13 protein-coding genes are annotated in these 13,188 nt (G+C 73.7%); 7 read left to right on the top strand and 6 right to left on the bottom strand.

Annotated elements, in window-relative coordinates; genetic code table 11:
* Positions 1 to 9: 9 nt before the first annotated feature.
* Complete coding sequence (locus ACZ4E1_RS25475; protein WP_467542985.1) at positions 10 to 771, top strand: class I SAM-dependent methyltransferase; 762 nt, start codon at positions 10 to 12, stop codon at positions 769 to 771.
* 4 nt (positions 772 to 775) lie between these two features.
* On the opposite strand, the gene ACZ4E1_RS25480 is transcribed toward ACZ4E1_RS25475, so the two are convergent.
* The gene (locus ACZ4E1_RS25480) at positions 776 to 1,219 is read right to left on the bottom strand and encodes a hypothetical protein (RefSeq protein ID WP_467542988.1); all 444 of its coding nucleotides are present in this window, start codon (positions 1,217 to 1,219) and stop codon (positions 776 to 778) included.
* Between the two features lie 135 nt (positions 1,220 to 1,354).
* Between ACZ4E1_RS25480 and purB the strand changes: the two genes are divergently transcribed.
* Positions 1,355 to 2,794, top strand: a complete 1,440-nt coding sequence (gene purB, locus ACZ4E1_RS25485; RefSeq protein ID WP_467542990.1) for an adenylosuccinate lyase — start codon at positions 1,355 to 1,357, stop codon at positions 2,792 to 2,794.
* Complete coding sequence (gene mug / locus ACZ4E1_RS25490) at positions 2,791 to 3,345, top strand: G/U mismatch-specific DNA glycosylase (protein ID WP_467543258.1); 555 nt, start codon at positions 2,791 to 2,793, stop codon at positions 3,343 to 3,345. Before purB ends, mug begins: the two co-directional genes overlap by 4 nt.
* A gap of 27 nt (positions 3,346 to 3,372) precedes the next feature.
* Here the strand turns inward: mug and ACZ4E1_RS25495 are convergent, their stop codons facing one another.
* The 3 genes from ACZ4E1_RS25495 to ACZ4E1_RS25505 all read right to left on the bottom strand — a co-directional run bounded on the left by ACZ4E1_RS25495 (position 3,373) and on the right by ACZ4E1_RS25505 (position 5,993).
* Positions 3,373 to 4,179: an SAM-dependent methyltransferase gene (locus ACZ4E1_RS25495; RefSeq protein ID WP_467542992.1), complete on the bottom strand. Its 807-nt coding sequence runs from the start codon at positions 4,177 to 4,179 to the stop codon at positions 3,373 to 3,375.
* 141 nt (positions 4,180 to 4,320) lie between these two features.
* Positions 4,321 to 5,067 (bottom strand): ABC transporter permease, encoded by a 747-nt coding sequence (locus ACZ4E1_RS25500; protein ID WP_467542996.1) that lies wholly within the window; start codon positions 5,065 to 5,067, stop codon positions 4,321 to 4,323.
* Between the two features lie 2 nt (positions 5,068 to 5,069).
* Positions 5,070 to 5,993: an ATP-binding cassette domain-containing protein gene (locus tag ACZ4E1_RS25505; protein ID WP_467542998.1), complete on the bottom strand. Its 924-nt coding sequence runs from the start codon at positions 5,991 to 5,993 to the stop codon at positions 5,070 to 5,072.
* A 108-nt stretch (positions 5,994 to 6,101) separates the two neighbouring features.
* Between ACZ4E1_RS25505 and ACZ4E1_RS25510 the strand changes: the two genes are divergently transcribed.
* The 3 genes from ACZ4E1_RS25510 (at position 6,102) to ACZ4E1_RS25520 (ending at position 9,275) form a co-directional block, all read left to right on the top strand.
* The gene (locus tag ACZ4E1_RS25510; protein ID WP_467543001.1) at positions 6,102 to 7,319 is read left to right on the top strand and encodes a sensor histidine kinase; all 1,218 of its coding nucleotides are present in this window, start codon (positions 6,102 to 6,104) and stop codon (positions 7,317 to 7,319) included.
* 14 nt (positions 7,320 to 7,333) lie between these two features.
* Positions 7,334 to 7,984, top strand: coding sequence for a response regulator transcription factor (locus ACZ4E1_RS25515; RefSeq protein WP_467543003.1), 651 nt, complete (start codon positions 7,334 to 7,336; stop codon positions 7,982 to 7,984).
* Positions 7,985 to 8,117: 133 nt separating this feature from the next.
* Positions 8,118 to 9,275 carry an ROK family protein gene (locus tag ACZ4E1_RS25520; protein WP_467543006.1) on the top strand — a complete coding sequence of 386 codons (1,158 nt, stop codon included), beginning with the start codon at positions 8,118 to 8,120 and terminating at the stop codon, positions 9,273 to 9,275.
* A gap of 547 nt (positions 9,276 to 9,822) precedes the next feature.
* Here ACZ4E1_RS25520 and ACZ4E1_RS25525 read toward each other — a convergent pair.
* Together ACZ4E1_RS25525 and sigJ are read right to left on the bottom strand one after the other, a co-directional pair.
* Entirely contained in the window at positions 9,823 to 10,584 is a 762-nt protein-coding gene (locus ACZ4E1_RS25525) for a GntR family transcriptional regulator (RefSeq protein ID WP_467543009.1), read from the bottom strand.
* Positions 10,585 to 10,858: 274 nt separating this feature from the next.
* Positions 10,859 to 11,743, bottom strand: a complete 885-nt coding sequence (gene sigJ, locus ACZ4E1_RS25530; protein WP_467543012.1) for an RNA polymerase sigma factor SigJ — start codon at positions 11,741 to 11,743, stop codon at positions 10,859 to 10,861.
* A gap of 163 nt (positions 11,744 to 11,906) precedes the next feature.
* Here sigJ and ACZ4E1_RS25535 point away from each other — a divergent pair, with 163 nt between their 5' ends.
* On the top strand, positions 11,907 to 12,734 hold the full coding sequence (locus ACZ4E1_RS25535) for an alpha/beta fold hydrolase (protein ID WP_467543015.1): 828 nt from the start codon (positions 11,907 to 11,909) through the stop codon (positions 12,732 to 12,734).
* Positions 12,735 to 13,188 lie beyond the last annotated feature (454 nt).

The following is a 13,188-nucleotide window of genomic DNA, read 5'->3' on the forward strand; positions in this document are numbered from 1 at the left end:
GGAGGCATCGTGAGCACGAGCGCGGAGCAGCAGTACGACCGGATCGGCGAGGCGTTCGAAGGGTTCAAGGCGCTGCCGCTGTGCCGTTACGCGGAGGTCCCGGGCTTCCTGGAGCTGGTCGGCGACGTGCGCGGCCGGTCCGTCCTCGACCTGGCCTGCGGGACCGGCTTCTACAGCCGCGAGTTCAAGCGGCGCGGCGCCGAGGACGTGCTGGGCGTCGACGTCTCCGGCGAGATGATCAACGCCGCGCTGCGCAGCGAGGAGGCCGACCCGCTGGGCGTGCGCTACGCGGTCGGTGACGTGGCCCGCGCCGACGCGCTCGGCCCGGGCCGCTACGACCTCGCCACCGCCGTGAACCTCCTCAACTACGCGGACACCACCGACACGATGACGGCCATGTGCCGCACCATCCACGCCGCGCTGGCGCCGGACGGCACCTTCCACGCCCTCAACCAGAGCCCGGACTACGACTTCGAGGGGCCGAGCCCGCGCCCGTACGGGTTCCTCAGCGAGCTGGAGGGCAGCCGCTCCGAGGTCGGCCCCCGGGTGCGGATCACCGCGTTCCTGGAGCCGCAGCCGGTGTCCTTCACGGCGAACCTGCCGCGCCGCGAGGTGTACGCCGAGGCGCTGACCCGGGCGGGCTTCACCGATGTCACCTGGTCACCGCTGGCCGTCTCGCCCGAGGGCCGCGCGGCGTTCGCCCCCGGTTTCTGGGACGACTACGAGGCCAACCCGCCCTTCGAACTCCTCACCGCCCGCCGCCCCGCCTGACGGCTCAGGGCGACACGGGAGGCGGGGGCGGGGGCGGCGGGTAGGCGGGACGCGGCGGCACGCGCGGTGCGGGGGGACGCACGACGGCCGGCGGGGGCGGGGGCTCGTCCGGGATCACGGTACGGGGCCTGGGCCGGGGCGCCGGGGCCGCCGCCGGTGGCGGGCCGGGTGGTGGGGGCGGCGGGGCGTCCGGCGCGGGCAGGAGCGGGACGCCCGCGCGCAGCCGGCTCACGGATTCCTCGGCTCGCCGGCGGGCCCGCGGGTCGTCGTCCCGCGCGAAGGCGAGCCGGACACCCAGCCGACCGAGCGCCTCCACCCCGCTCAGCCGATAGCCCAGCGCGTGCGCGATCCGCTCCACCCGTTCCCGTTCGTCCTGCCTCCCGGAGCGCAGGACGACCTCGACCCGCCCCCGCCCGTCGAACCCGGCCCGCACGACCTGCTCGTCCATGCCCCGCCCCTTCCTGCTTCCGGACAGCATCCCCGACGCGTACCGTGAGTAGTGGCAGTCCCCGGCTGACCTGTACGTTCCTCCAGGTCGGCGGTGGTTCGGAGCCTGTAGGGACGCCCGGTAAACTCCGTACACGTGACTGCGCCTGCCAAGCCCCGTATCCCGAACGTTCTCGCCGGACGCTATGCCTCCGCCGAGCTCGCCACCCTCTGGTCCCCGGAGGAGAAGGTGAAGCTGGAGCGTCGGCTCTGGCTCGCCGTCCTGAAGGCCCAGAAGGACCTGGGGATCGAGGTGCCGGACGCCGCGATCGCGGACTACGAGCGCGTGCTCGACCAGGTCGACCTGGCCTCCATCGCCGAGCGTGAGAAGGTCACGCGGCACGACGTGAAGGCCCGCATCGAGGAGTTCAACGCGCTCGCCGGGCACGAGCAGGTCCACAAGGGCATGACGTCCCGCGACCTGACGGAGAACGTCGAGCAGCTGCAGATCCGGCTCTCGCTCGAACTGATCCGGGACCGTTCCGTCGCCGTCCTGGCGCGCCTGGGCAAGCTGTCGGGCGAGTACGCCGAGCTGGTCATGGCGGGCCGCTCGCACAACGTCGCGGCGCAGGCCACGACCCTCGGCAAGCGCTTCGCGACCGCCACCGACGAGCTGCTCGTCGCGTACGGCCGGGTCGAGGAGCTGCTCACCCGCTACCCGCTGCGCGGCATCAAGGGCCCCGTCGGCACCGCGCAGGACATGCTCGACCTGCTGGGCGGCGACGACACGAAGCTGGCCGAGCTGGAGGACCGGATCGCCGGTCACCTCGGCTTCGCGCAGGCCTTCACCTCCGTCGGCCAGGTCTACCCGCGCTCGCTCGACTACGAGGTCGTCACCGCGCTGGTGCAGCTCGCCGCGGCCCCGTCGTCGCTGGCCAAGACGATCCGTCTGATGGCCGGCCACGAGCTGGTCACCGAGGGCTTCAAGCCGGGCCAGGTCGGCTCGTCGGCGATGCCGCACAAGATGAACACCCGCTCCTGCGAGCGCGTCAACGGCCTGATGGTCATCCTGCGCGGCTACGCGTCGATGACCGGCGAGCTGGCGGGCGACCAGTGGAACGAGGGCGACGTGTCCTGCTCCGTGGTCCGCCGCGTGGCGCTGCCGGACGCGTTCTTCGCGCTGGACGGCCTGCTCGAGACCTTCCTGACGGTGCTCGACGAGTTCGGCGCGTTCCCGGCCGTCGTCGCCCGTGAGCTGGACCGCTACCTGCCGTTCCTCGCCACCACCAAGGTGCTCATGGCGTCGGTGCGCGCGGGCGTGGGCCGCGAGGAGGCCCACGAGGCGATCAAGGAGAACGCGGTCGCGTCCGCGCTGGCGATGCGCGAACAGGGCGCCGAGCGCAACGAGCTGCTCGACAAGCTCGCCGCCGACTCCCGCATCCCGCTGGACCGCGCGCAGCTCGACGAGCTGATGGCCGACAAGCTGTCGTTCACGGGCGCCGCCGCCGGCCAGGTCGCACAGGTCGTCGCGCGCGTCGAGGAGATCGTCAAGCAGCACCCGGAGGCCGCCGGGTACACGCCCGGAGCGATCCTCTGACCCGGCTCACCCCTGCGGACCTGGAGGCCGCTCGTGACCGTCTCGTTCCGGACGTCGTCGCGAGCGGCCTCTCCGTGCTGTTCTGCGGGATCAATCCGGGCCTGATGACGGCGGCGACCGGCCACCACTTCGCACGGCCCGGCAATCGCTTCTGGCCGGTGCTGCATCGGTCCGGCTTCACCCCGCGCCTGCTGAAGCCGTCCGAGCAGGACGAGCTGTTGTCGTACGGGCTGGGGATCACCAATGTGGTGGCGCGGGCGACGGCCCGGGCGGACGAGCTGAGCGCCGCGGAGTTCCGCGAGGGCGGCCGGATCCTCACGGAGAAGGTCACGCGGCTGCGCCCGCGCTGGCTGGCGGTCGTGGGCGTGACCGCGTACCGCTCGGCCTTCGGTGAGCCGAAGGCCCAAATCGGGCCGCAGGAACGGGAGATCGGGGGCGCCCGGGTGTGGGCGCTGCCCAATCCCAGCGGCCTGAACGCGCACTGGACGGCCGCGACGATGGCGGAGGAGTACGCGCGGCTGCGCACAGCAGCCGCCGCCGTGCCGGAGTAGCCTCCCCTCCCCCACCTCTTCGCCCCGCTACGGCTTGCGGGCCACGACGCCGAACTGGGCGACCAGCGGCCCTTCCTCGGTGCCTTCGGAGCGCCAGCGGGCGCAGGAGACCAGGCCGGGCTCGACGAGCTCCAGGCCGTCCAGGAAGCCGAGCACCTCGGCGCCGGTGCGGGCGGTGATCGGCGGGGTCGCGTTCTCGTTCCAGAACTTCATCGCCGCCTCGTTGCCCTCGCCGCCCAGCTCCAGGGTGGGGTGCGTGAGGACCACGTAGCTGCCGGACGGGACGGCGTCGACGAGTCGGCGCACGATCGCCGCGGCCTCCTCCGTGTCCAGGACGAAGTTCAGGATGCCGAGCAGCATGATCGCGACGGGGCGGTCGAAGTCGAGGGTGGTGGAGGCGGCCTCGACGATGGCGCGCGGGTCGTGGGCGTCCGCGTCCACGTAGTTCGTCGCGCCCTCGGCCGTGCTGGTGAGCAGCGCGCGGGCGTGGGTCAGCACGATCGGGTCGTTGTCCACGTAGACGATCCGCGCGTCGGGGGCGATGCGCTGGGCGACCTCGTGCGTGTTGTCCACCGTCGGCAGGCCCGTGCCGATGTCGAGGAACTGGCGGACTCCCGCCTCCCCGGCGAGGAAGGTGACGGCCCGGCCGAGGAAGGCGCGGTCGGCGCGCGCGACCTCGCCGATGCTCGGGTACATGGACGTGACCATGTCGCCGACCTGTTCGTCGACCTGGTAGTGGTCCTTGCCGCCCAGCCAGTAGTTCCACACACGGGCGTTGTGCGCGATGTGGCTGGCGATCCGCTCTCCCGGCTGCTGCGCGCTGTCGTCGCTCATGTGCTCCCCTTCGTACCGTGGCTGTCGTGCCGTGGCTGCCGTGGCCGGTTGCTCGACCGTCGCGCCGGCCCGTGCGGGCCGGCGATCAAGATCCCCTGCACGCAGGGTAGTTCCTTCCACCGACAACGGGAGCCCCCGACGTCAGGCGTCCCGGCGGCGTACGGCCCACCAGCCCGCGAGTACGGCCGCCGCGGCCCACAGCGCGCTCACCGCGAGTCCCGCCCACGGGCCGAGGGAGCCGACCGCCTGCTGACGCAGCACCTGCTGGCCCGCCCGGTCGGGGAGGAAGTCGGCGACGTTGCCCGCCACGTCCCCGACGACGAAGGACACGATGAGGAGGAACGGCACCAGGACGCTCAGCACGGCGACGGCGCTGCGCAGTACGGCTGTGAGCCCTGCGGCGAGCAGCGCCATGAGCGCGAGGTACACCCCGCCGCCGACGCAGGCACGGACGGCTCCGGCGTCGCCGAGGCCGAGCGCGTAGGAGCCCATGAAGGCCTGGCCGCCGAGGAAGGCCGTGAAGGTGGTCAGGGTACCGACGGCGAACGCGCTCGCGCCGATCACCGCGAGCTTCGACAGGTACAGACGGTTGCGGTCGGGGACGGCGGTCAGGGAGACGCGCAGCGCGCCGTTGAGGAACTCGCACGAGACGGCGGTGGCGCCGAAGGCGAGGGCGGCGATCTGGCCGAAGTTCAGGGCGTAGAAGGCGAAGAACAGGTGGTCGCTGCCGCTGCCGCCCTCGCCGCGGGCCTCGTCCTGGCCGATGCTCGCCATCACCAGAAGGGTGATGGCCACGGTGGCGGCGAACACGCTGACGAGCGAGCCGAAGCTGCCGCGCAACGATCTGATCTTGATCCACTCGGAGTGCAGCACAGCGGTGGTGGACATGGTCAGGCCTCCTGGAGGGGCGTGCCGGTGAACTCGGCGTCGCGGGCGGTCAGGGCGAGGTAGGCCTCTTCCAAGGAGGCTTCTTCGTCGGCGAGTTGGAGCACGGGGACTGCTTCGGTCGCGGCGAGGGCGCCGACGTCGGCCGCGGTCGCCCCGTCGACGAGGAGCCGGCCGTCGTCGTCGAGCGTGACCGTGTGTCCCGCGCGGGTGAGCGCGGCCCGCAGCCGGCCCGGGTCGGTGGTGCGCACGTGGACGCGGCGCGCGCTGTGCGCGGCGATGAAGTCCGGCATCGCGGTGTCGGCGAGGAGCCGGCCGCGGCCGAGGACGACGAGGTGGTCGGCGAAGGTGGCGGTCTCGTTCATGAGGTGGCTGGAGACCAGCACGGTGCGTCCCGCGCGGGCGAGGTCGCGCATCAACTCGCGGATCCAGATGATGCCTTCGGGGTCGAGTCCGTTGGACGGCTCGTCCAGCATCACCACCTCGGGGTCGCCGAGGAGGGCCGCCGCGATGCCGAGGCGCTGGCGCATGCCGAGGGAGAACGTCTTGATGCGGCGCTTGGCGACGGCGGCGATGCCGGCCTGTTCCAGGACCTCCTCGACGCGGCGGGCCGGGATGCGGTTGCTGACGGCGAGCGCGAGCAGGTGGTCGAGTGCGGTGCGGGCGCCGTGGGCGGCCTGCGGGTCGAGGAGCGCGCCCACGGTGCGCAGCGGCTCCGCGTACGTCCCGTAGGCGCGGCCGCCGATGAGCGCGCTTCCGGAGGTGGGGCGGTCGAGTCCGAGGGCGAGGCGCAGGGTGGTGGACTTGCCGGCGCCGTTCGGGCCGAGGAAGCCGGTGACGCGGCCGGGCTCGACCCTGAAGGTCAGTCCGTCGACGGCGCGCTTCGTGCCGTACTCCTTGGTGAGGTCCAAGACGTCGATGCTGGTCATGACTTCAGCCTGGCCCGGCGGCGGGGTGCGGGTCCTCCCCCGCCCGTGGAGATCGTCTCCCCCGTGCGGGGGAGCCGTGGGGCGCGGGGCTGCTGGCACGATGGGCGCATGCCCCGCCTTGTGAGACCGCTGTTCCGCGCAGTGACGTACACCCGTTGGCTGCATCTGGTGTGTGCGGCGGTCCTCGCCTTCGTGTGCGCCATGGTGTACCCCGGCCTGTCGCGGCCGTCCCTCACGGACTGGCTCCTCGTGTACGCGGTGCCGGTTCCCCTTCTGGTGGTGGCGGGACTGTTTCCTGCCACCCGGAGGGCGGAGGGGCTGCAGGCGCGGCTGCTGCTCTTTCCGGGCGGGCACACACGCGTGGCGGGCGGCGGGGAGGAAGGCGGCGTCTCGGTGGCCCCGTCGGCGTCCTGGCGGGACCGGGCCAGGACCAGCGGCTGGCTGCTTCTCCGACTGGTCCTGGGCCTTTCCGTCGCGCTGCTCTCGGGGCAACTGGTGGCGGTCTCGCTGGAGTTGACGGGCGCCGCGGTGGGGAACGCACCGGAGACCGTCTCCGTGCTGCCCACTCCCGGTCCGCCCTTGTGGTGCGCCGTACTGATCCCGGTCCCTCTGTGCGTGCTCCTCTACGTGGTGGCGGGCGCGGGCTGGTTGATGGCGCGCGCCGCCCTCCTGTTGCTGGGCCCGTCGGCGGCGGAGCGCCTCACCGCCCTGGAGGAGCGCACCGAGCAACTCTTGGAGCGCAACCGCATCGCGCGGGAGCTGCACGACTCCATCGGGCACGCGCTGACCGTCGCGGTGGTGCAGGCGGGGGCGGCGCGGGCGGCGGGCGATCCGGCGTTCACGGACCGGGCGCTCGACGCCATCGAGGAGACGGGCCGGGCCGCCCTGGAGGATCTGGACCGGGTCCTGCGGGTGCTGCGGGAGGCGGAGCAGCCCGCGAGCCGCCGTCCGACGCTCCAGGAGGCGGACCGGCTCCTCGACTCGGCGCGGGCGTCCGGCGCGAAGGTGGACGTGGAGGTGCGCGGCCCGTTGGACGCGGTGCCGGGGCCGGTGTCCCGCGAGGGGTACCGCATCCTTCAGGAGGCGCTCACGAACGTCCTGCGCCACTGTGGCGCGGTGCCGGTCCGGGTGGAGCTCGCCGTCGCCGACGGGCGGCTCCTGCTGGAAGTGCGCAATCCGCTGCCTTCGGGCGGCCGGGCCGCGCCGGGCGGCACGGGAAGTGGGCTGCGCGGGGTGCGGGAGCGGGCCGCGCTGCTGGGCGGCCGGGCGCGGACCGGCCCGCTCGGCGAGGAGTGGCAGGTACACGTAGACCTGCCGGCGCGGTGATCTAGGCTGGCGCGGTGCCGCTCACCGTGCTTCTCGTAGACGACGAACCCCTGGTCCGCGCCGGTCTGCGCGCCGTGCTGGAGGCGCAGCCCGACATCGAGGTGGTGGGCGAGGCCGCGGACGGCGCGGCCGTCGTCCCGCTGGTGCGGGAGCTGCGGCCCGACGTGGTCGCCATGGACGTACGGATGCCGCTCCTCGACGGGATCGAGGCCACGCGCGCGGTGCTGCGCACGGTGGACCGACCGCCGAAGATCCTCGTGATCACCACCTTCGAGAACGACGAGTACGTGTACGGGGCGCTGCGCGCGGGTGCCGACGGGTTCCTGCTGAAGCGGGCGCGGCCGGCGGAGATCGTGCACGCGGTACGGCTCGTGGCGGCGGGCGACTCGCTCCTGTTCCCGGCGGCGGTGCGGCGGCTCGCCGCGGAGTACGGCACGTCGGCGGCGCGGACCGCGCTGGAGCGGGCGGCGCTGACCGAGCGGGAGGGCGAGGTGCTGCGGCGCATGGCGCGCGGATTGTCGAACGCGGAGATCGCCGCGGATCTCGTCGTCGGCACGGAGACGGTGAAGTCGCACGTGAGCGCCGTCCTCGCGAAGCTCGGGGCGCGCGACAGGACCCAGGCCGTGATCGCCGCCTACGAATCCGGTTTCGTCACCCCGAGCTGAGGTCCGGATCGTCCCGGATCGCGTCCCGCGCGGGTGAGCGGTGCGTTCCACATCGGCGCACCCCGCGTCTCGCCGCGGCGCCGCGCGGCGAGTAGCATCCGGCGGACACGCGCACTAGCTGGGAGGACGGACGTTGGGGCGGCTGACCGGCGGGGATCCCTCTCTGCTCAGGCGGATCAATTCCGCGGTGGTGCTGCACGCGCTGCGCGCCACGGATTTCGCGACGCTCACCGAGATCACCGGGGTGACAGGACTGTCCCGGCCCACCGTCGAGGGCGTCGTCGAAGGGCTCATGGAGGCCGGTCTCGTCGTCGAGACGGACGGCACGGCGCCGAGTGCGCGCCGTCAGGGGCGCCCCGCGCGCAAGTTCCGTTTCCGGGCCGAGGCGGGGCATCTGCTCGGCCTGGAGATCGGGCCGCACCGGGTCGCCGCCGTGCTCTCCGCGCTCGACGGCCGGATCCTCGGCTCGGCGTCCAAGGACGTCTCGGAGACCGCCCCGGCGGACGAGCGCCTGGAGCGGCTGCGCGGCACGGTCGCCGATCTGCTGCGCCGTGCGGGCGTGGCCCGTGACTCGCTGCGCGCGGTCGGCGTGGGCAGCCCGGGGATCGTGGAGGCCGACGGCACGGTCCGGCTCGGCACGGCGCTTCCGGAGTGGACGGGGCTGCCGCTCGGCGACCGGCTCCGGCGTTCCTTCCGATGCCCCGTGATCGTCGAGAACGACGCGAACACGGCGGCCGTCGCCGAGCACTGGAAGGGTGCCGGCGTCGACACGGACGACATGGTGATGGTCCTCGCGGGGCTGAGCCCGGGCGCCGGTTCCCTGATCGGCGGGCGGCTGCACCGTGGTTTCGGGGGCGCGGCCGGCGAGATCGGCGCACTGCATCTGCTCGGCCGCGAAGTGCGCCCCGAGACGCTGCTGTCGACGACGGACGAGCCGCTGCATCCGCTGGACGAACAGGCCGTGGCGAAGGTGTTCGCGCTGGCCAGGGAGGGCGATGAGCGGGCCGGTGCCGCCGTCGAGCGGTTCATCCAGCGGCTGGTGCACGATGTGGCGGCGCTGGTCCTCGCCCTCGATCCGGAGCTGGTGGTCGTCGGCGGCTGGGCGGCCGGCCTGGACGGAGTGCTCGATCCGCTGCGCCGGGAGCTGGAGCGGTACTGCCTGCGTCCGCCGCGGGTCGCCCTGTCCATGCTCGGGGAGGCGGCGGTGGCCACGGGCGCGTTGCGCCTGGCGCTCGACCACGTGGAAGCACAGTTGTTCGCAACGGAGAGCACGGTGTCGGCCCGCCGCTGAGAGGCCTCGGGCGGGGCTGGACCATGGGGCTGGGCCGACGCGTGCGCGGCCTGTGGAGCGGGTCGGCGCGCCTGCTCTTCGGGCGGGCTGCGCGTCCGAGACGGGACGGGAATGCCCGCGCGATGTGGGTGGCACATCGCGACGTTGGGCCCAGCACTGTCGCCGCGCCGATGGTGGGCACGGGCTCTCCATCCGGCCCCGCCTATGCGCCCCGCGCGGGCGATCCCAGGACGCCCTGGAGTGATCGGCAAAGGCGGTCCGGGAGTCCAGTGACAGCCCGGCCCCGTGCGGCCCCGAACCAGGCGCCTGGTCGCGTGGCCGACCGACGCGCGTGGGCTCCCCGTTCGGCCCGCCCACGAGTCCCGCGCGGGCGACTCCGGGACGCCCTCGGATGATCGGCAAAGGCCGTCCGGGAGCCCGGTGACGGCCCGGCCGTGAACCGGGGGCCCGGTCGCGCGGTCGACTCGATCCCTGCTCCCGCAGTGCGCCCGGAGGGGCGCGGAACGCCGCCGGCCGGGGGTCGGGGCCGCTCCGCTGGCCCCGCTTCTCAGGACGCGTGGGACTCCGGAGTGTGGTGGATCTCCACGTTGGGGGTGTCGCCGAAGGTGAGGCGGCAGGTGTCCGCACGGTACGTGGCCACGGCGACCGCCGCCGTCGCGCCCTTGCTGAAGTAGCGCGTCGTCACCACGAGGACCGGGGCGCCGGGCAGCCGGTCGAGCTCCTTGGCGTCCTCCGCGCGCACGGAGCCGAGCTCCACGGCGCGGTCCTGGCCGTCGAGGCCCTGCCGCTGGAGCTCGCGCAGCACGGCGCGCCCGCGTGCGGGGCCGGACGGGGCGTCTATGGCGGTCAGCCCGGGCACGGAGGCGGCCGGAACGTAGAGCAGCTCGGCGGCGACGGTCTGGCCGTGCGAGACGCGGCGACGGCGCAGCACGTGCACGCTCTCGCCCGCGCGGACGTCGAGCATGCCCGCGACGGCGGCCGGGGCCACGTCGAGGATGGCGTCGACGACCTGCCAGGCATCCGCGCTGGCGCCGGGCCGGTCCTCGTCGGTGGAGGCCACGGCGACACCCACGCGGGGCGGTGCGACGGTGGTGCCGACGCCGCGGCGGCGCTGCAGCCGGCCTTCCAGCTCCAACTGCTCCAGAGCCTGGCGGAGCGTGGCGCGGGCGACGCCGAATCGGGCGGCGAGGTCACGCTCGTTCGGAAGGATCTCACCCACGGAGAACTCCGAGTCCAGCGCCTCGCTCAGCACGGTCCGCAGATGCCAGTACTTCGGCTCCGGAGCCGCTTCCAACTGCGTGGTCCCCACCCTGTCCTCCGCAACAACCATGTACCGGCGGCTATTTAGCGCCCTTGTTTATTAAAGGTTCCTGCACTATCCCTGCGAGCGTAGAACCCGCCCCTGACTTGGTCAAGACCAATGCTCGATCGGGCACGGCCCGCACCGCGGTCCTGCCGCAGAGCGTTCATGGAGGGCCGCACACCGTTCACACGGCGTTCGCGCGCGGGGCCGCACACACGCGAAGGCCCGCCCCGCGACAGCGGGACGGGCCTTCGTCCGGACAGCGGCTACAGGAGGCGCCTCACAGGAGCGACTGCAGCTTGTCGGGGTTGCGCACGATGTAGACCTGCTGGATCTTCCCGTCGGCGACGCCGAGCTGGATGACGGCGTCGATCTTGCCGCCCACCAGGAAGGCGACGGCCGGGGCGCCGTTGAGCTCCAGGAAGCGGTACGAGGTGTCGGCCTGCTGCGCCCCCTGGCGCGCGGCCCCGTGCACGAAGCGGCCCACCTTGTCGGCGGACTCGATGACGCGGACGGGCGCCTTGGACTTGCCGCCGCTGTCGCCGACGAGGGCGACGTCGGGCGCGAGCATCCGCATCAGCCCTTCAAGATCCCCGTCGGCCGCCGCGGCGAGGAACCGCTCGGTGAGGTCGCGCTGCTGCGCGGGGTCGACGTCGAAGCGGGGCCGGCGCTCCTCCACGTGCTTGCGCGCGCGTGCGGCGAGTTGGCGCACGGCGGCCTCGCCGCGCTCCAGGGTGGCGGCGATCTCGGCGAAGGGCAGCCCGAAGGCCTCGCGCAGGACGAAGACGGCTCGCTCCAGCGGCGAGAGCGACTCCAGGACGACGAGCACGGCCAGGGACACCGAGTCGGCGAGCACGGCTTGTTCGGCGGTGTCGGGGACCCGGGGGCCGAAGTCGGTCACGAGCGGTTCGGGCAGCCAGGGGCCCACGTAGGACTCGCGGCGGGACTGGGCCTGGCGCAGCCGGTCGACGGCGAGCCGGGTCGTGATGCGCACCAGGTAGGCGCGGGGTTCGCGGACGTCGGCGCGGTCCGCCTGGGACCAGCGCAGCCAGGCGTCCTGGACCACGTCCTCGGCGTCGGCGACGCGGCCCAGCATGCGGTAGGCCACGCCCATGAGGACGGGCCGGTGCTCTTCGAAGAGGTCGATCACGGTATCGGTGGCCACGTCTCCATCCCAACCGACGGACGACGCGCTGTCCAGGCCGGCCCGGTGGACCGGCCGACGGCGGGCGCCGCCCCTCTTGAACTCGGGCCTACTCGGCGGTAATTGTTGCTGACAAGGAGTCTAAGGAACCGTCGACGCGTGGCGGGGACAGGGAGCGAGCGACATGGCACGGGCGACCTTCACCATCGACAGCCACGGCGGACCCCGCGAGGTCACCGTCACGTACGAGCGCACCGGGTCCGGGGAGCCGCTGCTCCTGCTGCACGGGATCGGGCACCACTGGCAGGCGTGGCAGCCGGTGCTGCCGATCCTGGCGGCCGAGCGCGACGTCGTCGCCCTCGACCTGCCGGGCTTCGGCGCGTCACCGGCGCTGCCCGAGGGCCTGGCCTACGACCTGTCGACGGTCGTCCCGGTGCTGGACGCGTTCTGCCGCCACATCGGCATCGAGCGGCCCCATGTGGCCGGGAACTCGCTGGGCGGGCTGCTCGCCCTCGACCTGGGCCGCGAGAAGCGCGTGCGGTCGGTCACCGCCCTCTCCCCCGCCGGCTTCTGGACCGAGGCGGAGCGCCGCTACGCGTTCGGCACGCTCCTGGCGATGCGTCAGGGCGCGCGGGCGCTGCCGGTCCCCGCGATCGAGCGGCTGTCCCGCTCGGCGGCCGGGCGCACCGCGCTCACCAGCACCATCTACGCGCGGCCCGGCCGCCGTTCACCCGAGGCCGTCGTGGCCGAGACCCTGGCGCTGCGCGAGGCCCCCGGCTTCCGCGAGACGCTCCGCGCGGGCCGCACCGTCCAGTTCCGCGACGACATTCCCGAGATCCCGGTGACCGTCGCCTGGGGCACGCGGGACCGGCTGCTCGTGCGCCGCCAGGGCGTGCGCGCCAAGCAGGTCCTCCCCGGGGCGCGTCTGGTCCGGCTGCCCGGCTGCGGTCACGTCCCGATGAACGACGACCCGGCGCTCGTCGCCCGCGTGATCCTCGACACGAGCCGCTGACCGGGCGCCGAACACGCCGGAGCCCAGGGCGACCCCGCCCGCGACGAGCGCGCTGCCCGCGCCCTGGGCGAGGCCGTACGTCCCCGCGCCCACCAGGGGCGCCGTACAGGCCGCCGCCACCGGGATGAGCCCGGAGAACAGCGTGGCCCGCTCCGCGCCGATCCGCTGCATGCCCGCGTACCAGCACACGAAGCCGACCACCGTGACGACGACGGCCTGCCACGCCAGGGCGACGGTCTCCGCCGGTGCCGGGACCCGCAGCCAGGCGGTGCCGTCGAGGACGAGTCCGGCGAGCAGCGACTCGGCCGCCGCGACCGCGCACACCGTGCAGGACAGCAGGCGCGGCCCGAGCGGGCGCAGCACCGGGACCGCGAGCACCGCGAAGCCCACCTCGCCGGCGAGCGCTCCCACGGACCACAGCAGCCCCGGGAGGTCCGTGCGCCCCCATCCCTGG

This window comes from Streptomyces sp. NPDC025806 (assembly GCF_055558275.1).